Raw genomic sequence first — 22625 nt, forward strand, 5'->3', positions numbered from 1 at the left:
CGATGGCATTCAATCACTTACCGGCAGGCGTGCACGACGCCTTGACCCCATTGTCCGTCACACCAGTGACACACTCGGTGCCGATGGCCAAGAATCACCGATCCGATCGAACCCCGGCGGACCCGGCGTCCCGTCCGTCTCCGGGCGCGGTCCTGGACCGGCTCGCCTCCGGGCCGAGCCGGGCTGCGCGCATCACTCATACGGAGCACTTGCCCCCGCGCGCGGGCCGCCATGCCGTCTGGCCTGACCGGATTCGCCCCGAGGTGATCGCGGCCGTACAGGCGTGCGGGATCGAGCATCCCTGGGCGCACCAGGCGCGGGCGGCCGAGCACGCCCTGGACGGCGACTCGGTGGTCGTCGCCACCGGCACCGCCTCCGGCAAGTCCCTCGCCTATCTCGTACCCGTGATGTCCACCCTCCTGGACGGGGCCGAGGCCCCGAACGGGCGCGGCACCACCGCCCTGTACCTGGCGCCGACCAAAGCGCTCGCGGCGGATCAGTGCCGGTCGGTGAAGGAACTTTCACAACCTCTCGGCACTTCGGTACGCCCGGCCGTGTACGACGGCGACACTCCGTTCGAGGAACGGGAGTGGATCCGCCAGTACGCCAACTACGTGCTCACCAACCCGGACATGCTGCACCGCGGGATACTCCCCTCCCACCCGCGCTGGTCCTCCTTCCTGAAGTCGCTCCGGTACGTCGTCATCGACGAGTGCCACACCTACCGCGGCGTGTTCGGCTCGCACGTCGCCCAGGTACTGCGCCGGCTGCGTCGCCTGTGCGCCCGCTACGGCTCCTCCCCCGTGTTCCTGCTGGCCTCGGCGACCTCCGCCGAGCCCGCGGCCTCCGCCCGCCGGCTGACCGGCCTGCCGGTGGTGGAGGTCGCCGACGACGCCTCCCCGCGCGGGGAGCTGGTCTTCGCCCTCTGGGAGCCCCCGCTCACCGAGTTGCAGGGCGAGAAGGGCGCCCCCGTACGGCGTACCGCCACCGCCGAGACCGCCGATCTGCTGACCGACCTGACCGTGCAGGGCGTCCGCTCGGTCGCCTTCGTGCGCTCCCGGCGCGGCGCCGAACTGATCTCGGTCATCGCCCAGGAGCGGCTTGGCGAGGTCGACCGCTCCCTGGTCCGGCGTGTCGCGGCCTACCGCGGCGGCTACCTCCCCGAGGAACGCCGCGCCCTGGAACGCGCCCTGCACTCCGGCGAACTCCTCGGCCTCGCCGCCACGACGGCCCTGGAGCTGGGCGTGGACGTCTCCGGCCTGGACGCGGTGGTGATCGCCGGCTACCCGGGCACGCGCGCGTCCCTGTGGCAGCAGGCGGGCCGCGCGGGCCGCTCCGGCCAGGGCGCCCTCGCGGTGCTCGTCGCCCGTGACGACCCACTGGACACCTTCCTCGTCCATCACCCCGAGGCCCTGTTCGACCAACCGGTGGAATCGACGGTCCTCGACCCCGACAACCCCTACGTCCTCGCCCCGCACCTGTGCGCCGCCGCCGCGGAGCTGCCGCTGACCGAGGAGGACCTGGAGCTCTTCGGTTCCGGCTGCGCGGACGTGCTGCCGCAGCTGGAGGCCGCGAAGCTGCTGCGCCGCCGCACCCGGGCCTGGCACTGGACCCGCCGGGAGCGGGCGGCCGACCTCACCGACATCCGCGGCGCCGGGGGCCGCCCGGTGCAGATCGTGGAGACCGGCACGGGCCGGCTGCTCGGCACGGTCGACGCGGGCGCCGCGCACTCCGCGGTCCACGAGGGCGCCGTCCACCTGCACCAGGGCCGCACCTACCTGGTGCGCACCCTGGACCTGGAGGACTCCGTCGCCCTGGTCGAACAGGCCGACCCGCCGTACTCGACCGTCGCCCGCGACACCACGTCGATCTCCATCCTGGAGACGGACACCGAGATCCCCTGGGGCTCCGGCCGCCTGTGCTTCGGCTCCGTGGAGGTCACCAACCAGGTGGTCTCCTACCTCCGCCGGCGCCTCATCACCGGCGAGGTGCTGGGCGAGACGAAACTCGACCTCCCTCCCCGTACGCTGCGCACCCGCGCGGTGTGGTGGACGGTCACCGAGGACCAGCTGGACGAGGCCCGGATCACCCCGGAGATCCTCGGCGGCTCCCTGCACGCCGCCGAGCACGCCTCCATCGGCATGCTGCCCCTCTTCGCGACCTGCGACCGCTGGGACATCGGCGGCGTGTCCGTACCGCTGCACCCCGACACCCTGCTGCCCACGGTCTTCGTCTACGACGGCCACCCCGGCGGCGCGGGCTTCGCCGAGCGCGCCTTCCACACCGCCCGCGCCTGGCTGTCCGCCACTCGCGAGGCCATCGCCTCCTGCGAGTGCGAGGCCGGCTGCCCGTCCTGCATCCAGTCCCCCAAGTGCGGCAACGGCAACGATCCACTGCACAAGAGGGGGGCGGTACGGCTTCTCACGGTGCTCCTGAAGGGTGCGGCGAACGAGCCGACGGAGGGGACGGCGGCTGGTTAAGGGGGCGGGGTGAACGACGGAGGGGACTGACTGCGGCTGGTCAGAGGCCGAGTGAGGCCGACGGAGGGGACGCCGGCTGGTCAGAGGCCGACCGAGAGGGCGGCGGCTGGCAGAGGCCGACGGAAGCGGTGGCGGCTGGTCAAGGGGTGAGCGGAGCCGACGGTGGTCCCGGTTCGGCAGGCGGTATGGCCCGGGGTCCGTCCGGGGGCCCGGGCGCCACCAATCCCGGCGGGCCCGATCCCGGCGGACCCGGTTCGGCAGAGGGCGCGGTCCGGAGTCCGTCGCGGAGCCCGGGCGGCAGCGGGCCCGGCGAGCCCGGCCCGGCAAGCGGCGCCACCCCAAGCCCGCCTCCGATCCCGGACGGCACCGACCCCGGCGAGCCCGGCCCGGCAGGCGGCACGGCCCCGAGTCCGTCGCGGAGCCCGGACGGCAGCGGGCCCGGCGGGCCCGCTCTCGCCCTCGCCTCCGCCGCGAACGGTCCAGTCCGCACGGCTGCCGTCACCTCCGCGGTGTCGCCCACGATCGCGCACCGCACCAACCGTGCTCCATGGCCCGCCGCCAGCCGCCCGGCGCGGGCGCAGGCCGCCGTACCGCCCTCGGCCCAGTGGTCCGCCGCCGCGAGCGCCGCCAGGTCCGCTCCGCCGGCCGCCCGGTGCCGTACGACGACGGCCTGCCCGTAAAGGAGCACCGCGCCGAACACCGCGCACAGCAAGGCCATCGCCCCCAGGCTCCACACGGTGGCCGACCCCCGGTCGGTCCCGCACCGCCGCGCCATACCGTCGCGCACGCGGCCCGGCGCCGACGCGCAACGCCCCCGGCCGCACCGCGGCCACCGAGACACCGCTCGCCACGCCTCCGCACCAACCCACCGGCCCGGTGACGCACGCCCACGCTCCCGGGTCCCGGCACACTCCCGCCGGCCCGTCCCCCGCCGACCACGCCGTCGCCCTGGTGTTTCCTCGACCTGGCCCTGACCGGCCCGCCCCCGGCCCGGCCGGCCATACCCGCGCGAGAGCGCCCTGGCGTCCTCCCGTACACCGTCGGCGGGCCGTCGTGCGCCGGCCGGCTCGCACCCGTACTTCACGGCCCCACCTCCCCCGTACGCACGGTGTCCTCGGCGAGCGCCACCGCCTCCTCGTGTACCTCGACGGGCAGCCCGCTCAGGAGCGGGGGCCGGGCCACCACCGTGACCCGGACCCGGTCACCCTCGCGTGCGACGGTCACCCGCGCTCCCCGCGGAGCCGTTTCCCGCGTCACCCGCGCCACCGCGTCGGGCGGGTCCTGCCGGGCGGCGGCCCGGGCACCCGCGCGGGCCGCGTCCACGCACTCGATCCGCGCCGCCACCGCGAGCAGCCCCCAGACCAGCGCCATCGTGAACGCCACCAGCACGGACAGCGCCATGGCCGTCTCCACGGTCACGAAGCCGTGGTCCCCGCCCCGCTCTCCTCCTTCCTCACATCCGCGCACTGAGGGCCTTCTTCACGATGGCCTGGAGCTCCGCCTGGACCTGGCCGCTGGTGACCACCTGGTACAGCAGCACCGCGAACCCGACGGCCGCGATGATTCCCATGGCGTATTCGGACGTCACCATTCCGGTGTCCTGACGGCACGTCCCGCGCAGCCTCGCCGCCGCTTTCCTGATCTTTCCGAACATCTCGGTCCCCCTGAGGTTCCGTTCCGCAGTCGTTCTCCGTGCTTGTCGGACGGCTTCCCGCTCGTCCGCTCTCGTCCGTTCTGGTCCGTTCTCCTCCGTCTCGGCCTCACCCTCCTCCCGTCACCCCGCCCGCCAGACCGATCACGACGGGCGCCACCCCGACCGCGACGAACGCGGGCAGGAAGCACAGGCCGACCGGCGCGGAGATCAGTACGGCCGCCCGCCGTGCCCGGGCCGTCGCCGTACGGGTCCACTCCGCGCGCGCGTCCGACGCGAGACGGGCGACCGGACCGGCCGCGGGCAGCCCGGACTCGTCGGCCCGCTCCAGCAGTCGCGCCAGGGCACCGGCGCCGGGCAGCAGGGCCAGGCTCCGCCAGGCTTCCGCCGGCGCGCCGCCGAGCCGGACCTCCGCGGCGCCACGCGCCAGCGCCTGCCCGACAGGGCCGCCGAGGGCCTCCCCCACGGCGTGGGCGGCGACCACCGGAGCGGCACCGGCGGCGATGCAGGCGGCCAGCAGGTCGGCCGCGAGCGGGAGCCGGCGCGCGGCCCCGGCGGTGTCGCTCGCCTCGGACCGCCCGGCCGCCCTCTGCCGGTCCCGCCACCACCACAGCGCGGCACCGACGATCAGCCCCAGCACCACCCCGGGGACCCCGCCGACCAGCACCCACGCCCCGCACGCCGCACCGGCCGGAGCCGGCAACCGCCGTACACCGGGCGGCATCGCGAACGGCACTCCGCCCGCCGGCCCCGACGGCATCTCGTGCCCCAGCAACCCGGCCACCCGGCGCCGTACCCGGCGCCGCCGACGCGCCAGTTCCAGCCTCCGGGCGCCCCAGCCGAGGACCAGCATGGCGACTCCGACCATCCCCAGCCTGTGGACAACGTCCCCGCTCACCCGGCCCACCCCTCCCGCATCGCACACATCCCGGACCGCCCTGGCTGTCCCGCCTCGCGGCCCAGCCGCTTTCCCACAGCCCGCCCAGCCGCCCTCACACCGCCTCCGCCCCGCGCACGATCCGCATCGCCCACCACATCCCGGCCGCCTCGAACACCGCCCCAACCGACAGGCAGCCGAGGCCGGCCCCGGTGTGCAGCAGCACGCGCAGGGGGTCGGCGCCCATGGCCGTGCCGAGCAGCAGCCCGAGGACGGGCAGTACGGCGAGCAGCACCGCGGTGGCCCGGGCACCCGCCAACTGGGCGCGCAGATCGGCCCGGCCGTCCCGCTCGGCGCGCAGGGCACCGTCCAGCCGGTCCAGGCCCGCGGCGAGTCCGGCGCCCTGGTCCACGGCCACCCGCCAGCACGCGGCGAGACCGAGCAGCCCCTCCGCGCCCGGCTGCCGCGCCGCCACGGCGAGCGCGCCCGGCACGTCTCCGCCGAACCGCGCCGCCGCCACCACGGCGGCCTGGGCGTCACCGAGCCCGGCGGAGTCCCGCGCGGCCCGCAGCAGCGCCGCCGCCGGCTGCCGTCCGGCCCGCACCTCCCCGGCGAGCGCCCCGCACAGGGCGATCACCGCGTCGGCCCGCCGCTCCCGGGCGTTGCGGTCCTGCCGGGCCAGCCGCACCCGGCGCAGCACCGGCACCCCGGCCGCCCCCGCGACGACCGGGATCACCGAGGCGCCCCACAGGGCGATCACCACCCCGATGCCGAGGGCCGCCCACTCCGCTCCCCACCGGCCGCGCCATCGCCTCAGGTCCGTGCGGGCCTGCTGCCAGGCGGGCGGCCCGGTCGCCACCACTCCGCCGCCGGCCAGCAGCAGCCGGGCCCGCCGGACCCCGTAGTGCCGGCCGCCCAGCAGCCAGACCGATCCGCCGAGGCACAGCGCCGCGGCTCCCGTCGAGAGCTCACCGATCACTTCCATCACCTTTCTCATCACTTCGGTCTCATCACTTCGGTCTCATCACTCCGGGCACGCCTCTCCAGCGGCCCCGCCCGTCCTCGCAGCACGCCCATCCCCAGCCCGCACCCGTCGGACCTCACCCGCCCCCGGCCTCCCCATAAGGCCCCAGCAGCTCCCGCAACCGCTCCCACCCCCGCTCCCGGACGAAGGCCCGCTCGCCCCAGCGCAGGGCCGGTACCGCCCGCACCAGCCCGGTGGGGTCCCGCTCCAGGACGTGGACCTCGTCGATCCGGCGCCGCCCGGACCGGTCCCGTACGAGGTGCACCACCACCGAGAGGGCGGCCGCCAATTGGCTGTGCAGCGCGGCCCGGTCCAGCCCGGCGGCCGTGGCCAGCGCCTCCAGCCGGGCCGGTACATCGGCGGCGGCGTTGGCGTGCACGGTGCAGCAGCCGCCGTGACCGGTGTTGAGGGCCGCGAGCAGATGCACGACCTCGGGCCCGCGCACCTCTCCGACGACCAGCCGGTCCGGCCGCATCCGCAGTGCCTGCCGTACGAGGTCCTCCAGGGTGACCAGGCCGGCCCCCTCCTGGTTGGCGGGCCGGGTCTCCAGCCGGACCACGTGCGGATGGTCCGGCCGCAGCTCGGCCGAGTCCTCGGCGAGCACGATCCGCTCGCCCGGTCCGACCAGCCCCAGCAGGGCACTGAGCAGGGTGGTCTTGCCGCAGCCGGTGCCACCGCTGACGAGGAACGAGAGCCGGGCCTCGATCAGTGCGTGCAGGATCCGGTCACCGCCGGGCGGCACCGTGCCGGCCGCGACGAGTTCCCCGACGGTGAAGGCCCGGGGCCGGATCACGCGCAGGGCGAGGCAGGTGCAGCCGACGGCGACCGGGGGCAGCACCGCGTGCAGCCGGGTGCCGTCGGGCAGCCGGGCGTCCGCCCAGGGCCGGGCGTCGTCCAGCCGGCGTCCGGCCACCGCGGCCAGCCGCTGCGCGAGCCGTCGTACGGCCGCCGCGTCGGGGAAGGCGACCGTGGTCAGCTCCAGGCCGCCGCCGCGGTCCACCCACACCCGGTCGGGGGCGGAGACCAGGACGTCGGTGACATCCGGGTCGGCGAGCAGCGGTTCCAGGGGGCCGGTGCCCACGAGTTCGGACCGCAGGCGTTCGGCCGTGCCGAGCACCTCGGCGTCGCCGAGCACCCGGCCCTGCTGGCGCAGCGCCTGGGCCACGCGCGCGGGGGTGGGTTCGGCACCGCTCTCGGCGAGCCAGCGGCGGACGCCGTCGAGCAGGGCCGCGCCGTCGGCCCGGTCGAGTCCGGGCAGGCTCATCGGGTGCCTCCCGTCTCGACCAGCACGCGCTCCCAGAAGTGGGTGCAGAAGCGGGCGAGCGGGCCGCGCCCGGTGGCGCCTGGGGCCTTGGCGCTTCCTCGCGGGCGCAGCAGCACCGGTTCGACGGGCAGTTGGCCGGCCAGTGGCAGGCCGAGCAGCCGGGCCACCTCGTGGTCGTCCAGTCCGGGTGCGTAGGGCCCGCGGACCGCCACCCGCAGATCGCGGACGACCATGCCGACGGCGGATGCGACCCGGCTGGCTGCGGCGACCGCGCGCAGTTCGGCCGGGACGACGAGGAGGACCAGGTCGAGCTGGGCGAGTGCCTCGGCCACCCCGTCGTCGAGGCGGCGGGGCAGGTCGACCACGACCGTGCCGCCGCGCCGCCGGGCCGCGGCCAGCACCGCCCGCACCGCGGGCGGGGGCACGGCGACGCAGTCCCCGCGGTCCCAGCTGAGCACGCGCAGGGAGTGCAGTTCGGGCAGCGACTCCTCCAGGGCGCCGCCGCCGACCCGGCCGCGGGAGGCGGCGAAGGCGGGCCAGCGCAGTCCTTCGGCGCTTTCGCCGCCGAGGAGCACGTCGAGTCCGCCGCCGAGCGGGTCGGCGTCCACCAGGAGGGTGCGCAGTCCCTCGCGCGCGGAGGTGACGGCGAGGGCACACGCGAGTGTGGACGCCCCGGCCCCGCCCCGGCCGCCGATCACGCCGACGGTGAGGGCCGGACGGCCGATGCCCTCGGCGACGTCGGCGATGCGGTCGACCAGCCAGGCCTCGCCGTCGGGGAGCATCAGGACGTGGTCGGCGCCGATCAGGACGGCCCGTTTCCACACGTCGGGGTCGTCCTGGTCGCGGCCGACCAGCACCACGCCGGGCCGGCGCGCGGCCCCGCCCACCCGGCGGGCGGCGTCGTCACCGACGAGTACGAGCGGGGCCGCCGCCCAGCCGTCACCGGAATCCGGCACGCCGTGCCGGACCTCGGGCGTGGCGCCCGCCGCCGCGCACAGGCGCAGCAGATCGTCCAGGAGGACGGCGTCCTCGGTGATGATGAGCGGTCGTCCGGGCCGGTCCGCGGGGCCGGGCGGCGGGTCGTGGGTGACGGTTCCGGTCACGGGTGTTCCCCCTTCGCTGCGTGGGCGGCGCGGCTTCCTCGGCCACGCGATTCCCAAAGGTGTGAAGAACCGGCAAGCGGCCTTCCTGTGAAGGCCGACGGAAACCGGCCATACGCGCTGCGGGCAATCGGAACCGGCCATCAACTCGCCGCGGCCGGAGCGCGCTGGAAACACGGTGGCGCGATCCGGGAAATAATGTGGATCTTGGTGGAAAACTGTGGACAACGCCGACCCTGTGAATAACTTCGTCACCCATACCGGTGACCCCTGCACCGATCCGCTGGCGACTTCCACAGAGCAGCCCGATGATTACGCTGCGTAACGAATCATGGGCATACCGAAGGAGCGGCCACGGCGGCGTGACGCCGGCCGTACGACCGCTCGAAGAAGGGGGGAAGAGCGAGAAAACCCGTCCGGACATGCGACGACCCCCGCCGGGGGGGAGAGCGGGGGTCGTCCCCACGGCCGACTCGGGGGGGGAGGAGTCGGACCGGGTTAGCACGGTCGCGAACGATCCGTGACTTCCATGGTGTACCCGAGAGCCCTCTCAGGCAAACCCACGCGCCCCACCTTACGCCGAATGGTGGGCCCCTATGCTCAGGGGTGTGGAAAACCACTCCTCGCCCCGCGCGGCGGCCTTCTTTGACCTGGACAAGACGGTCATTGCGAAGTCGAGCACGCTCACCTTCAGCAAGTCCTTCTACCAAGGCGGCCTGATCAACCGCAGGGCCGCCCTGCGTACCGCATATGCCCAGTTCGTCTTCCTGGCCGGCGGTCTGGACCACGACCAGATGGAGCGTATGCGCGAGTATCTCTCCGCGCTGTGCCGCGGCTGGAACGTCCAGCAGGTGCGGGAGATCGTGGCCGAGACCCTGCACGACCTGATCGACCCGATCATCTACGACGAGGCCGCCTCCCTCATCGAGGAGCACCACGCGGCCGGCCGGGACGTGGTGATCGTGTCCACCTCGGGCGCGGAGGTGGTCGAGCCGATCGGCGAACTGCTGGGGGCGGACCGGGTGGTCGCCACCCGTATGGTCGTGGGCGAGGACGGCTGCTTCACCGGAGAGGTGGAGTACTACGCCTACGGCCCGACCAAGGCCGAGGCCATCCGGGAACTGGCCGCGTCCGAGGGCTACGACCTCGACCGCTGCTACGCCTACAGCGACTCGGCGACCGACCTGCCGATGCTCCGCACCGTCGGGCACCCGCACGCCGTGAACCCGGACCGCGCACTGCGCCGCGAGGCCCTCGCGCACGGATGGCCGGTCCTGGAGTTCCGCCGCCCGGTCCCGCTCAAGAAGCGGCTGCCGGCGTTCTCGGTGCCGCCCCGCCCCGCGCTGGTCGCGGCGGCGGCCATAGGCGCGGCGGCGGCGACCGCCGGGCTGGTCTGGTACGCCAGCCGGCGCCGCGCCACGGCCTGAGCGGCGCCCGTTTCACCCCGTTTGAAGGCGAAAGTAAAGAAGTGCAGGCAGGGGTTCCGCTTCCTCCCGGCTCGCGGTACAAAGAATGTAGGCCCGCGAGACCAAAGGACATCCGGGAGGATCCCCTGTCTCCACGCACTTGGCCCACGGACCTCGCATGAACACCGGGCACCCACGCGACGTCGACCCGTCGATTACGGGCCAGCCGCACCAGGACGGGCAAAGTACCCCGACCTGATGGGCGACATATCGAGGACGCTTGGTAACCCGATGAGCATGCCAGCGGCGGTACGAGTATTCGTACCGCCGCATCTCTTCTGCCCGGCCACCGCAGACCGCCCCCTGCCGGGAGCCCGCCCGGGCGGCCGCGGGGAGTTCCGCTCAGGCCGCGCCGCGCTGGAGCGCCTCGCAGACCGCCGTCGACTCGCGCACGCCCAGCTCGACCGCGCGTCCGCAGTGGGCGATCCACGCCGCCATGCCCTCGGGCGTGCCGGAGACGTAGCCCTCCAGGGCGGCGAGGTACGAGGCGCGACCCAGTTCGGCGTGGCCCACCTCGGCCGGACAGATCGCCTTCGGGTCCAGACCGCTGCCGATCAGCACGATCCGCTCGGCCGCGCGCGCGACCAGGCCGTTGTACGACGTGAAGGGACGCAGCGCGAGCAGCTCGCCGTGCACGACGGCGGCCGTCACCAGCGCGGGGGCCGAGGTGCCGGCGATGATCAGGTCCGCCAGCCCCTCCAGCCGGCCGGAGACCTCACCGGCGTCCGGCAGCGGCAGTTCGATCAGCGGTTCGTCCACCGGCTCGCCGGCCTGACGCGGCCTGCCCACCTGCTCGGCGTCGTCGGCCGCGGCCACCAGGTGCAGCCGGGCCAGCACCCGCAGCGGAGACTGGCGCCAGATGGACAGCAGCTGTCCCGCCTCGGCGGTGAGCCGCAGCGCCGCACCCATCACGCGGGCCTCCGCGTCGACGCCGAAGTCGCTGCGCCGCCGCACCTCCTCCAGGGCCCAGTCCGCCCCGGACAGCGCCGCCGAACCACGGGCGCCGCGCAGGGCCGCCTCGGAGGTGACCTCGTTGCTGCGACGCCTCATGACACGGTGCCCGTAGACCCGGTCCACGGCCTTGCGTACGGACTCCACGGATTCGGCCACCCCGGGCAGCGAGCCCAAGGCGGAGAGCGGGTCGGCGGTCGCGCCTGTCGTACTCATGGGTACGACAGTACGCACCCCGGCGGCCCGCCCCACGAAGGAGTGGTCTTCTTCACTTCACCGTGACACATACAGCTATCGTGCGGCTACCCTTGGTGAACATGAAAATTGCTTTCGTCGGGAAGGGCGGGAGCGGCAAAACGACGCTCTCCTCCCTCTTCATCCGCCATCTCGTCGCCGCCGGCGCCCCGGTGGTCGCCATCGACGCGGACATCAACCAGCACCTCGGCCCCGCCCTCGGTCTCGGCGAGGAGGAGGCGGCGGCGCTGCCCGCCATGGGCGAACAGCTCCCGCTGATCAAGGACTATCTGCGCGGCGCCAACCCGCGCATCGCCTCGGCCGCGACGATGATCAAGACGACCCCGCCCGGCGAGGGCTCGCGCCTGGTCCGGGTGCGCGAGCCCAACCCCGTCTACGACGCCTGCGCGCGTCCGGTGGAACTCGACGGCGGCGCCGTCCGTTTGATGGTCACGGGCCCCTTCACGGACGCCGACTTGGGGGTCTCCTGCTACCACTCCAAGACGGGAGCGGTGGAGCTGTATCTCAACCACCTCGTCGACGGCCCCGACGAGTACGTCGTGGTCGACATGACGGCCGGTTCGGACTCCTTCGCCTCCGGCATGTTCACCCGCTTCGACATGACGTTCCTCGTCGCCGAACCGACCCGGAAGGGGGTCTCCGTCTACCGCCAGTACAAGGAGTACGCCCGGGACTTCGGCGTGGCCCTGAAGGTCGTCGGCAACAAGATCCACGAGCCGGACGACATCGACTTCCTGCGCGCGGAGGTCGGAGACGACCTGCTCGTGACAGTCGGGCGCTCGGACTGGGTGCGCGCCATGGAGAAGGGCCGCCCGCCCCGGTTCGACCTCCTGGAGGAGGCCAACGCCCGCGCCCTGGAGACCCTTCGGGCCGCCGTGGACGCCACCTACGAGCGGCGCGACTGGGAGCGCTACACCCGTCAGATGGTGCACTTCCACCTGAAGAACGCCGAGTCCTGGGGGAACGAGCGCACCGGGGCCGACCTGGCGGCGCAGGTCGACCCCGGCTTCGTGCTCGGTGAGAACGTGGCGACCCCCGCCTGACGCCTACCGCCGGTCCGCCGGCGCCCCGGGCACACCCCTGGGCGCCGGGGCCGGGCTGCCGGACAGGAAGGACGCCCAGCCCTGCCGGGGCGCCTCGCCGACCTCCAGGGAACGCAGCCGCGCCAGCGTCCGCGGGTCCTGGGCGTCGAGCCAGTCGACCAGCTGCCGGAAGGAGACACAGCGCACGTCGGGCTTGGTGCACACCTCCTTCACCACCTCTTCCACGGCGCGCATATAGGTGCCGCCGTTCCAGGACTCGAAGTGGTTGCCGATGACCAGAGGCGCGCGGTTGCCGTCATAGGCGCGGTAGAAGCCCTTGAGGAGGCCGTCGCGCATCTGGTCGCCCCAGTAGTCGAACTTGTCGGGATCGCCCTGGGTCTGGGTGCCGGACTGGCCGACCATGAAGTTGTAGTCCATGGTCAGCTGCTCATAGGTATGGCCGGGGAAGGGCACCAGCTGCATCGACAGGTCCCACAGCCCTTCCTTCTTCTTGGGCCAGACCTGGTCGTTGACTCCGCTGGAGTCGTAGCGGAAGCCCAGGTCGCGGGCGGCCTTCACGAAGTTCTTCCGCCCCTCCAGGCAGGGGGTGCGGGCGCCGATCAGCTCCTTGTCGTAATCGAAGGGCAGGGGGTCCTCCGCCCGCATGCCGGTGTTGGAGCGCCAGGACTTCACGAACCTCTTGGCCTGGGCGATCTCGCTCTTCCACTCGTCCACCGACCAGGTGCCCACCCCGCCGTCGGGCCCGCAGAAATGGCCGTTGAAGTGGGTGCCGATCTCGTTGCCCTCCAGCCAGGCCAGCCGCAGTTGCTCAAGGGTGTCGGCGATGCCCCGCTCGTCGTTGAACCCGATGTCGGAGCGGCCCGGGGAGTGCTGCGGCGGCTTGTAGAGGTCGCGCTTCTCCTCCGGCAGCAGGTACACCCCGCTGAGGAAGTACGTCATGGTCGCGTTGTTCTCCTTGGCGACCTCGCGGAAGTGCGAGAACAGCTTCTGACTGTCCTCGCCCGCGCCGTCCCAGGAGAACACGACGAACTGCGGGGGCTTCCGGCCGGGACTCAATCGCTCCGGGCCGGGCAGATGCGGCTGGGCTCCGGTGTATGCGGTGGATCCGTCGCCGATCGGCCGGAACACGCTGCCCGGTGCCGGCGCCCCCTGTTCCGGGCCGGGTGCCCCCGGCTTCACGGCGGCGGTGTCTCCCGCGCAGCCGGCGAGCGACGCCGCACAGGCCGCGGCGACCATGGCGCCGACGGCGATCCTCTGGGTGGCGGCCATGTTCCGCCCACCTTCTTCCTTCTCTCAGGCACACGCTGACTGGGGCCGTTTCTGGTGATGTGCCGGGTTTGTCCCGGCGGCGCGGCCAAGGTCGCATGGGGTCGAGAAGGAATTAGTACGACAAGCCGATCAAATGATTAATTCACCCTCAGAGGTGATCTCCTCCTCCATTTACGCCGAAAAACTATGCCGTACCTTTACGCGGCATTACGATTCTTTTACCAATCCCCGTCTGTTCCGTCAGCGTCCGCCGCCACGCCCACGTCCGCGACCGCGCGGGCAACCTCTCCTACGTCGAGAGCGGTCCGGCCAACTGGCGTTCCGGCGACCGAAGGTGACGGACTGCGTCCCTCCGACAGGTCTAAACCAATTTTCCCGGCGACCCTTGTCATCGGCCCCCCGGGTCTGATGAGCTGTGGCCTGGGACACAACGGACACCCTTGGAAAGGGAGATGTCGTGAGCAACGAGAGCCTGGCCAACCTGCTGAAGGAAGAACGCAGGTTCGCGCCCCCCGCCGACCTGGCCGCACACGCCAATGTCACCGCGGAGGCGTATGAGCAGGCCAAGGCTGACAGGCTCGGCTTCTGGGCCGAGCAGGCCCGCCGGCTGACCTGGGCCAAGGAACCGACCGAGACGCTGGACTGGTCCAACCCGCCGTTCGCGAAGTGGTTCAAGGACGGTGAACTGAACGTCGCCTACAACTGCGTGGACCGCCACGTGGAGGCCGGCCACGGCGACCGCGTCGCCATCCACTTCGAGGGCGAGCCCGGCGACAGCCGCTCGATCACTTACGCGGAGCTGAAGGACGAGGTCTCCAGGGCCGCCAACGCCCTGCTGGAACTGGGCGTGCGCAAGGGCGACCGGGTCGCCATCTACATGCCGATGATCCCGGAGACCGCGATCGCGATGCTGGCCTCGGCCCGGATCGGCGCGGCCCACTCGGTCGTCTTCGGCGGCTTCTCGGCGGACGCGCTCGCGACCCGCATCCAGGACGCGGACGCCAAGGTCGTCATCACCGCCGACGGCGGCTACCGGCGCGGCAAGCCGTCCGCACTCAAGCCGGCCGTGGACGAGGCGCTCGGCAAGGCCGACAAGGTCGAGCACGTGCTGGTGGTGCGCCGTACCGGCCAGGAGGTCGCCTGGACCGAGGGCCGGGACGTGTGGTGGCACGACCTGGTGGGCCGGCAGTCCGCCGAGCACACCCCCGAGGCGTTCGAGGCGGAGCACCCGCTGTTCATCCTCTACACCTCCGGTACGACGGGGAAGCCGAAGGGCATCCTGCACACCTCCGGCGGCTACCTCACCCAGGCGGCCTACACCCACTGGGCGGTCTTCGACCTCAAGCCGGAGACGGACGTGTACTGGTGCACGGCCGACGTCGGCTGGGTGACCGGCCACTCGTACATCGTGTACGGCCCGCTGGCCAACGGCGCGACGCAGGTGATGTACGAGGGCACGCCGGACACCCCGCACCAGGGCCGGTTCTGGGAGATCGTGCAAAAGTACAAGGTCACGATCCTCTACACCGCGCCGACCGCGATCCGGACGTTCATGAAGTGGGGCGACGACATCCCCGCCAAGTACGACCTGTCGTCCCTGCGGGTCCTCGGCTCGGTGGGCGAGCCCATCAACCCCGAGGCGTGGATCTGGTACCGCAAGCACATCGGCGCCGACCGCACGCCCGTGGTGGACACCTGGTGGCAGACCGAGACCGGCGCGATGATGATCACGCCGCTGCCCGGTGTCACCGAGGCCAAGCCCGGTTCGGCGCAGCGCCCGCTGCCCGGCATCAGCGCGACGGTCGTCGACGACGAGGCGAACGAGGTGCCCGACGGCGGCGGTGGCTACCTGGTGCTGACCGAGCCGTGGCCGTCGATGCTGCGCACCATCTGGGGTGACGACCAGCGGTTCATCGACACGTACTGGTCCCGCTTCGAGGGCAAGTACTTCGCCGGTGACGGCGCGAAGAAGGACGACGACGGGGACATCTGGCTGCTCGGCCGGGTGGACGACGTGATGCTGGTCTCCGGGCACAACATCTCCACCACCGAGGTGGAGTCGGCGCTGGTCTCGCACCCGGCGGTCGCCGAGGCCGCCGTCGTGGGCGCCGCGGACGAGACCACCGGCCAGGCCATCGTCGCGTTCGTCATCCTGCGCGGCTCGGCATCGGAGACCGATACGCTCGTCGGCGAGCTGCGCGACCACGTCGGCGCCACCCTCGGTCCGATCGCCAAGCCCAAGCGGATCCTGCCGGTGGCCGAGCTGCCGAAGACCCGCTCGGGCAAGATCATGCGCCGCCTGCTGCGGGACGTCGCCGAGAACCGCAGCCTCGGCGATGTGACCACGCTGACCGACAGCACGGTCATGGATCTCATCCAGGCCAAGCTGCCCGCCGCGCCCAGCGAGGACTGAGCGGACCGGGAGGACCGGGAGGACTGCAGCGGCGTCCTTCGGGGCACTCGGCCGGTGAACGTGCCGGGTGCCCCAGAGGCGGCTACCGTGAAGATCATCGGACCGGCGCGCGCTACTTTAGGTAAACTAAGGAAAGTGTCGCGGCATGTGACACGTCAGGTGCGCCGGGAAGTCTGGTCGGCATGTGATTCCGCCTGCCTGCCTCCGGAGGTCTCCCGTGACCGCGTCCCGCACCCCCACCACCGCCCGCAAGGTCTTCGACCGGCTGTCCCTGCCCGAGCGGACCTTCCTCGCGGACGCGCTGCGCACCGAGACCGTCGGCGGCGTCCTGCTGCTCCTGGCCGCCGTGGCCGCGCTGCTCTGGGCGAACATCCCCGGCCTGCACCACAGCTACGAGGCGGTCGGCCACTTCCACCTCGGTCCCGACGCGCTGGGCCTGCACCTGTCCGTCGCCCACTGGGCCGCCGACGGACTGCTCGCGGTGTTCTTCTTCGTCGCCGGCATCGAACTCAAGCGCGAGCTGGTCGCCGGGGACCTGCGCGACCCGAAGGCGGCCGTGCTGCCCGTGGTGGCGGCCCTGTGCGGGATGGCCGCGCCCGCGCTCGTCTACACGCTCACCAACCTCGCCGGAAACGGCTCACTCCAGGGCTGGGCGGTGCCCACCGCCACCGACATCGCCTTCGCGCTCGCCGTGCTCGCGGTCATCGGCACCTCCCTGCCCAGCGCCCTGCGCGCCTTCCTGCTCACACTGGCGGTCGTCGACGACCTCTTCGCGATCCTGATCATCGCGATCTTCTTCACCGACCAGTTGAATCTCGCCGCCCTCGGCGGGGCCGTCGCCGGGCTCGCCGTCTTCTGGCTGCTGCTACGCAAGGGCGTACGCGGCTGGTACGTATACGTGCCGCTCGCCGTCGTCATCTGGGCGCTGATGTACAACAGCGGCGTGCACGCCACCATCGCCGGCGTGGCGATGGGCCTGATGCTGCGCTGCACCACCCGGGAGGGTGAGCAGCACTCGCCGGGCGAGCACATCGAGCATCTGGTGCGGCCCCTGTCGGCCGGGCTCGCCGTACCACTGTTCGCCCTGTTCAGCGCCGGTGTGTCGATATCCGGCGGGGCGCTCGGGGACGTGTTCGCGAGGCCCGAGACGCTCGGTGTCGTCCTCGGCCTGGTCGTGGGCAAGACGATCGGGATCTTCGGCGGCACCTGGCTGACCGTCCGCTTCACCCGCGCGCGGCTCAGCGAGGAACTGGCGTGGGCCGACGTCTTCGCGATGTCCTCGCTCGCCGGGATCGGCTTCACGGTGTCGCTGCTGATCGGCGAGCTGGCCTTCGGGAGCGACACCGCACTGACCGGCGAGGTGAAGGCGGCCGTCCTCATCGGATCGCTGATCGCGGCGGTGTGCGCGACGATGCTGCTGAAGCTGCGCAACGACCGGTACCGCAGGCTGTGCGAGGAAGAGGAGCGCGACGAGGACCTCGACGGCATCCCGGACGTCTACGAGCAGGGCGACCCGGCGTACCACCTCCGGATGGCCGAGATCCACGAGCGCAAGGCCGCCGAGCACCGGCGGCTGGCCGCCGAGGCACGCCACCGGCTTGCGGAAGTGCCGGGCGGGGCAGGCGAGGAGAGCGACCGTCCGGCATGATCTGACGAGACGGTACAAAACAAGACGGCCGCACGCGCGCGACGGCTACCCGGATGGCCGTACGAGCACCACGGCCGTCCCCACAGCACATGTGCGGTACGAGACCTCTGAGGGAGAACGCGATGAGCGCACCCGACGGCAGCCCGGTCGGCGCCGAACGCAGCATCGGCCAGCTGTTCGCCTCGGCGACGACCGAGTTGTCGGCGCTGGTGCACGACGAGATCGCGCTGGCCAAGGCCCAGCTCAAGCAGGACGTGAAACGCGGCGCGATGAGCGGCGGCGCCTTCTCCATGGCGGGCGTGCTCCTGGTGTTCTCCCTGCCGATGCTCAACTTCGCCCTGGCCTACGGCATCCGCACCTGGAGCCACTGGAACATGGCGATCTGCTTCGTGCTGTCCTTCGCGGCCAACGTGCTGGTGGCCGGTCTGCTCGGGCTCATCGGCGTGGTCTTCGCGAAGAAGGCCAAGAAGGGCAAGGGCCCGCAGAAGGTGGCCGCCTCGATGAAGGAGTCGGCGGGCGTCCTGCAGAACGCCAAGCCGCACCCGCGTCCGGAACTGCACGGGGAACCGGCTCCCGCCGCCATCGAGGCTGTGGCACGCTCGTCGTCATGACGGACCCAGCCGCCCCCTCGCCCGTGCGGATCGACCTCCCGGACGGGAGGCGGGTCACGCACCGGGATGTCGCCGCCAACGGCGCCCGCTTCCACATCGCGGAGCTGGGCGACGGGCCCCTGGTGCTGCTCCTGCACGGCTTCCCGCAGTTCTGGTGGACGTGGCGGCACCAGCTGACCGCGCTCGCCGACGCGGGCTACCGGGCGGTGGCGATGGACCTGCGGGGCGTCGGCGGCAGCGACCGCACGCCCCGCGGGTACGACCCCGCCAACCTGGCGCTCGACGTCACCGGGGTGATCCGCTCGCTCGGCGAGCCGGACGCCGCGCTGGTCGGCCACGACCTCGGCGGCTATCTGGCGTGGACGGCGGCGGCCATGCGGCCCAAGCTGGTCCGGCGCCTGGCGGTGGTGTCCATGCCGCACCCGCGGCGCTGGCGCGCGGCGATGCTGAGGGACGCCCGGCAGACCGCCGCCAACTCCTACATCTGGGGGTTCCAGCGGCCGTGGCTGCCCGAGCGCCAACTGACCGCCGACGGGGGCGCGCTGGTGGGCCGGCTGATCCGGGACTGGTCCGGGCCACGGGCGCCGGAGGACGCGGCCGTGAAGACGTACCAGCGGGCCATGTGCATCCCCTCCACGGCGCACTGCTCCATCGAGCCGTACCGCTGGCTGGTGCGCTCCCTGGCCCGCCCCGACGGTGTGCAGTTCTACCGGCGGATGAAACGGCCGGTACGGGTGCCGACGCTGCATCTGCACGGCTCGCTGGATACGGTGACCCGTACCCGCAGCGCGGCCGGTTCCGGCGAGTACGTCGAAGCCCCGTACCGCTGGCGCCTGTTCGACGGTCTCGGCCACTTCCCGCACGAGGAGGACCCGGCCGCTTTCTCCGCGGAACTGGTCAACTGGCTGAAGGATCCCGAGCCGGACCGGTGAAAGCGCCGGCGCGTCCGGCAGCCGGCTCCCCACCCGTCGCCCCTCGACCGCCACATGCCTTGCGCATAGGCCAATTAGGGGGCGCGCGGGCGGTTATCGACCTTCGGGCGGGGGCACACGTCGGGGTATGGGCTGGACGCACGACTACAGTGACGCACCCCGCAACCGCCGCTCGGCCACGGGTCCGGGCACGCCGCAGCGGATCACGCCGCAACTCGCGGAAGGTGACCTCAGGGTGGGGATCCCGCGCATCCTGCGCCGTCGGGCCCGCTGGGTCTCGGTGCGTCTGCGTCACCCGCGGAGCTGACCGCCACCGCGCCGTCCTACAGCGCGCAGCTGTCCGTACCCACCTGCTCGTTCGCCGTACGACCCCGCTCGATGTCGGCCCGGATCTCGTCCGCCGTCAGCGCGTACCCCGTGTCCGCGTCGTCGAGTGACTTGGCGAACACCACGCCGTACACCTCTCCGTCCGGAGTGAGCAGCGGGCCGCCGGAGTTGCCCTGCCGGACGACGGCGTAGAGGGAGTAGACATCGCGGCGGACCGTGCCGCGGTGGTAGATGTCCGCGCCGCTGGCCGTGATGCGCCCGCGCACGCGCGCGGCGCGCACGTCGTACGCGCCGTTCTCCGGGAAGCCCGCGACGATCGCGCCGTCCCCTCCCGCCGCGTCCTCACGGGTGAACCGCAGCGCGGTCGCCCGCAGGTCGGGCACGTCGAGTACGGCGATGTCGCGCTCCCAGTCGTACAGCACCACCCGGGCGTCGTACTTGCGGCCCTCGCCGCCTATCTGCACCCGCGGCGCGTCGACGCCGCCGACCACGTGCGCGTTGGTCATCACGCGCCGGTCGGCGAACACGAAGCCGGTGCCCTCCAGGACCTTGCCGCAGCTGTGGGCGGTGCCGGTGACCTTGACGATGGAGTTCCGGGCGCGCTGCGCGACCGGGCTGCCCGCGAGGGACGGGTCGGGCGGCCGCACGTCCTTGATCGGTTCGTCGGCGAACGGGCTGAAGACCTGCGGGAAGCCGTTCTGCGCGAGCACGGAGGAGAAGTCCGCGAACCAGGTGTCGGCCTGCTCGGGCAGCGCCCGGGAGACGCCGAGCAGCACCTTGGAGCCGCGGACCTCCTTGCCGAGCGTGGGCAGGGTCGTACCGGCCAGCGCGGACCCGATCAGCCAGGCCACCAGGAGCATCGCCACGACGTTGACCAGCGCGCCGCCGGTGGCGTCCAGGGCGCGGGCCGGGGACCAGGTGATGTGCCGGCGCAGCTTGTTGCCGAGATGGGTGGTCAGGGCCTGGCCCACGGAGGCGCAGACGATGACGACGACCACGGCCACCACGGCGGCGGTGGTGCCCACCTCCTCCTTGCCGGTCGTGGCGTCCCAGATCACGGGCAGCGTGTACACGGCGAGGAGGCCACCGCCGAGGAACCCGGTCACCGACAGGATGCCGACGACGAAACCCTGGCGGTAACCCACCACCGCGAACCACACGGCCGCGACGAGCAACAGGATGTCCAGCACGTTCACTGCTTCAGGCCTCGCCTACTCACTCCGCTCCCAGCAGCTCGGCCGGGCCCGGGGGCCGCCCCCCGGGGTTTCAGCACGGGGATCACCCTGTCACGCGTGCCAGTCGAGCGGGACCTGCTTGCCCCGGTCCCAGGGGCGCTCCCAGCCCGCGTAGTGCAGCAGGCGGTCGATCACTCCGGCCGTGAAACCCCACACCAGAGCCGATTCGACCAGGAAGGCCGGGCCGCTGTGGCCCCTGGGGTGGACGGCGGTGGCGCGGTGGGCGGGGTCCGTGAGATCCGCCACGGGCACCGTGAAGACCCGGGCCGTCTCGTTCGGGTCGACCACGCCGACCGGGCTGGGCTCGCGCCACCAGCCGAGCACGGGCGTGACGACGAAACGGCTGACCGGGATGTACAGCCGGGGCAGCACGCCGAAGAGCTGTACTCCCGACGGGTCCAGCCCGGTCTCCTCCCGCGCCTCGCGCAGCGCAGCCCGCAGCGGCCCGTCGCCCAAGGGGTCGCCGTCCTCCGGATCCAGCGCGCCGCCCGGGAAGGACGGCTGGCCGGCGTGCGAGCGCAGGGAGCCCGCGCGCTCCATGAGCAGCAGCTCCGGGCCGCGCTCGCCCTCGCCGAACAGGATCAGCACGGCCGACTGCCGTCCCGAGCCGTTCTCCGGCGGCAGGAAGTGGCTCATCTGCGTCGGCTCGACCGTCTCCGCGACGCGTACGACCGGCGCCAGCCAGTCCGGCAGGCCCGCCCTGCTGAGCGTCAGCGGCCCGTCCTGCGTGTCGCTCGTCCTCGTCATCGCCACCCCCGTCGTCCTGCCCTCTCCAACGCCCGAGGGCTCCGAGATCGTTCCGTCACGCGGCCCCCAGGGGCGGCGCCGGCCTGCCGCCGGCGTCGAGATAGGCCTGCGGGGGGTTCAGGCGCTGGCCCGGGAAGCCGCCCTTCTCGTACTTCAGCAGCTTTTTCGCCTTCTCCGGGTCGGTCTCGCCCTCGCCGTACGCCGGGCAGAGCGGGGCGATGGGGCAGGCGCCGCAGGCGGGCTTGCGGGCGTGGCAGATGCGCCGGCCGTGCCAGATGACGTGGTGGGACAGGTCGGTCCACTCGCTCTTCGGGAAGAGCGCGCCGACGGCGGCCTCGATCTTGTCGGGGTCGGTCTCTTCCGTCCACCGCCAGCGCCGGACGAGCCGCTGGAAGTGGGTGTCGACGGTGATCCCGGGGCGGCCGTAGGCATTGCCGAGGACGACGAAGGCCGTCTTGCGGCCCACGCCGGGCAGCGTGACCAGGTCCTCCAGCCGTCCGGGCACCTCGCCGCCGAAGTTCTCGACGAGCGACTTGGAGAGCCCTATGACCGACCTCGTCTTGGCCCGGAAGAAGCCGCAGGGGCGCAGGATCTGCTCGACCTCCTCCGGGTCGGCGGCGGCGAGGTCCTCGGGGGTGGGGTACCGGGCGAAGAGCGCCGGGGTGGTCTGGTTGACCCGCAGGTCGGTGGTCTGGGCCGACAGCACGGTGGCGACCAGCAGCTGGAAGGGGTTCTCGAAGTCCAGCTCGGGGTGGGCGTAGGGGTACACCTCGGCCAGCTCGCGGTTGATGCGGCGGGCGCGGCGGACCAGGGCGGTGGGGGACTCGCCGCCCGGCGGCCGGACGGCGATCTTCTTGACGGGCGTGCCCTTCTCGACGGCGGCTCCGCCGGGGACGACCACGTCGGCCGGCTTGACCTTCTTGGCGACCGCGGCCTTCCCGGCGGGGACGGTCTTCTTAGCGTTCGCGGAGCCGGTCTTCTTGGCGGCGGTCTTCTTCACGGGCGCCTTCTTGGCGGGTGCCGTTTTCCCGGCCGCCGGTGCCGCCTTCTTCTCGGCGCTTCCGGCGGGCGCCGACGCGTCAGCGGTCTTCCCGGCGGGCTTCGCGGCCGTCTCCGTGACCTCCGCCGCGGCCTTCTTCGCGGCCTTCTTCAGGGCCTTCTCCGGGGCCTTCTTCGCGGGCGTGGTCTTCTCCTCCGCTCCGACAGCCTTTTTAGCCGATTTGCCCGTTTTACTACTTCCATCGGGCGCGCGTTCGCCCACAGCGGAATCGCGACGTACAACCACCCGCCCAGCCCCCTTGTCCTGTGCTGTCACCGGCGATTTGGACACCC

20 protein-coding genes are annotated in these 22625 nt (G+C 72.6%); 8 read left to right on the forward strand and 12 right to left on the reverse strand.

Annotated elements, in window-relative coordinates:
- Positions 1–2: 2 nt before the first annotated feature.
- Complete coding sequence (locus ABD350_RS33105) at positions 3–2480, forward strand: DEAD/DEAH box helicase (RefSeq protein ID WP_344352674.1); 2478 nt, start codon at positions 3–5, stop codon at positions 2478–2480.
- Positions 2481–2619: 139 nt separating this feature from the next.
- On the opposite strand, the gene ABD350_RS38100 is transcribed toward ABD350_RS33105, so the two are convergent.
- The 7 genes from ABD350_RS38100 to ssd all read right to left on the reverse strand — a co-directional run bounded on the left by ABD350_RS38100 (position 2620) and on the right by ssd (position 8399).
- Positions 2620–3255, reverse strand: coding sequence for an Rv3654c family TadE-like protein (locus ABD350_RS38100; RefSeq protein ID WP_382466851.1), 636 nt, complete (start codon positions 3253–3255; stop codon positions 2620–2622).
- 305 nt (positions 3256–3560) lie between these two features.
- Complete coding sequence (locus ABD350_RS33115; protein WP_344352676.1) at positions 3561–3899, reverse strand: TadE family type IV pilus minor pilin; 339 nt, start codon at positions 3897–3899, stop codon at positions 3561–3563.
- Positions 3900–3933: 34 nt separating this feature from the next.
- Positions 3934–4134: a DUF4244 domain-containing protein gene (locus ABD350_RS33120; protein WP_051753867.1), complete on the reverse strand. Its 201-nt coding sequence runs from the start codon at positions 4132–4134 to the stop codon at positions 3934–3936.
- Between the two features lie 106 nt (positions 4135–4240).
- The gene (locus tag ABD350_RS33125) at positions 4241–5029 is read right to left on the reverse strand and encodes a type II secretion system F family protein (protein WP_344352679.1); all 789 of its coding nucleotides are present in this window, start codon (positions 5027–5029) and stop codon (positions 4241–4243) included.
- A 94-nt stretch (positions 5030–5123) separates the two neighbouring features.
- Positions 5124–5993, reverse strand: coding sequence for a type II secretion system F family protein (locus tag ABD350_RS33130; RefSeq protein WP_344352681.1), 870 nt, complete (start codon positions 5991–5993; stop codon positions 5124–5126).
- Between the two features lie 115 nt (positions 5994–6108).
- Positions 6109–7296, reverse strand: a complete 1188-nt coding sequence (locus ABD350_RS33135) for a TadA family conjugal transfer-associated ATPase (protein WP_344352683.1) — start codon at positions 7294–7296, stop codon at positions 6109–6111.
- On the reverse strand, positions 7293–8399 hold the full coding sequence (ssd, locus tag ABD350_RS33140; protein WP_344352685.1) for a septum site-determining protein Ssd: 1107 nt from the start codon (positions 8397–8399) through the stop codon (positions 7293–7295). The genes ABD350_RS33135 and ssd overlap by 4 nt, the downstream gene beginning before the upstream one ends.
- Before the next feature lie 593 nt (positions 8400–8992).
- On the opposite strand from ssd, the gene ABD350_RS33145 reads away from it, so the two are divergent.
- Positions 8993–9823, forward strand: coding sequence for an HAD family hydrolase (locus tag ABD350_RS33145; RefSeq protein ID WP_344352687.1), 831 nt, complete (start codon positions 8993–8995; stop codon positions 9821–9823).
- Between the two features lie 381 nt (positions 9824–10204).
- Here ABD350_RS33145 and ABD350_RS33150 read toward each other — a convergent pair whose 3' ends face one another.
- Positions 10205–11029 (reverse strand): Fic family protein, encoded by an 825-nt coding sequence (locus ABD350_RS33150; RefSeq protein WP_344352689.1) that lies wholly within the window; start codon positions 11027–11029, stop codon positions 10205–10207.
- Positions 11030–11130: 101 nt separating this feature from the next.
- Here ABD350_RS33150 and ABD350_RS33155 point away from each other — a divergent pair, with 101 nt between their 5' ends.
- The gene (locus ABD350_RS33155) at positions 11131–12111 is read left to right on the forward strand and encodes an ATP-binding protein (protein WP_344352691.1); all 981 of its coding nucleotides are present in this window, start codon (positions 11131–11133) and stop codon (positions 12109–12111) included.
- A 3-nt stretch (positions 12112–12114) separates the two neighbouring features.
- Here ABD350_RS33155 and ABD350_RS33160 read toward each other — a convergent pair whose 3' ends face one another.
- Positions 12115–13380, reverse strand: a complete 1266-nt coding sequence (locus tag ABD350_RS33160) for a polysaccharide deacetylase family protein (RefSeq protein ID WP_344352693.1) — start codon at positions 13378–13380, stop codon at positions 12115–12117.
- A 415-nt stretch (positions 13381–13795) separates the two neighbouring features.
- On the opposite strand from ABD350_RS33160, the gene acs reads away from it, so the two are divergent.
- The 5 genes from acs to ABD350_RS33185 all read left to right on the forward strand — a co-directional run bounded on the left by acs (position 13796) and on the right by ABD350_RS33185 (position 19291).
- Positions 13796–15793 carry an acetate--CoA ligase gene (gene acs, locus ABD350_RS33165; RefSeq protein WP_344352695.1) on the forward strand — a complete coding sequence of 666 codons (1998 nt, stop codon included), beginning with the start codon at positions 13796–13798 and terminating at the stop codon, positions 15791–15793.
- A 217-nt stretch (positions 15794–16010) separates the two neighbouring features.
- Positions 16011–17441, forward strand: a complete 1431-nt coding sequence (gene nhaA / locus ABD350_RS33170) for a Na+/H+ antiporter NhaA (protein WP_344352696.1) — start codon at positions 16011–16013, stop codon at positions 17439–17441.
- 122 nt (positions 17442–17563) lie between these two features.
- Positions 17564–18052, forward strand: coding sequence for a phage holin family protein (locus ABD350_RS33175; protein ID WP_344352697.1), 489 nt, complete (start codon positions 17564–17566; stop codon positions 18050–18052).
- A complete protein-coding gene (locus tag ABD350_RS33180) occupies positions 18049–18984 on the forward strand; it encodes an alpha/beta fold hydrolase (protein ID WP_344352698.1) in 936 nt (311 codons plus the stop codon). The genes ABD350_RS33175 and ABD350_RS33180 overlap by 4 nt, the downstream gene beginning before the upstream one ends.
- A 127-nt stretch (positions 18985–19111) precedes the next feature.
- On the forward strand, positions 19112–19291 hold the full coding sequence (locus ABD350_RS33185) for a hypothetical protein (RefSeq protein WP_344352700.1): 180 nt from the start codon (positions 19112–19114) through the stop codon (positions 19289–19291).
- A gap of 16 nt (positions 19292–19307) precedes the next feature.
- On the opposite strand, the gene ABD350_RS33190 is transcribed toward ABD350_RS33185, so the two are convergent.
- From ABD350_RS33190 to nth, 3 genes are all read right to left on the reverse strand, one after another.
- The gene (locus ABD350_RS33190) at positions 19308–20507 is read right to left on the reverse strand and encodes a MarP family serine protease (RefSeq protein WP_344352701.1); all 1200 of its coding nucleotides are present in this window, start codon (positions 20505–20507) and stop codon (positions 19308–19310) included.
- Positions 20508–20597: 90 nt separating this feature from the next.
- Complete coding sequence (locus ABD350_RS33195) at positions 20598–21293, reverse strand: NUDIX hydrolase (protein WP_344352702.1); 696 nt, start codon at positions 21291–21293, stop codon at positions 20598–20600.
- A gap of 55 nt (positions 21294–21348) precedes the next feature.
- The gene (nth, locus tag ABD350_RS33200) at positions 21349–22446 is read right to left on the reverse strand and encodes an endonuclease III (RefSeq protein ID WP_382466944.1); all 1098 of its coding nucleotides are present in this window, start codon (positions 22444–22446) and stop codon (positions 21349–21351) included.
- Between the last annotated feature and the right edge of the window lie 179 nt (positions 22447–22625).

The sequence above is a fragment of the Streptomyces nogalater genome (assembly GCF_039532885.1).
GTDB classification, from domain to species: Bacteria; Actinomycetota; Actinomycetes; order Streptomycetales; family Streptomycetaceae; genus Streptomyces; species Streptomyces nogalater.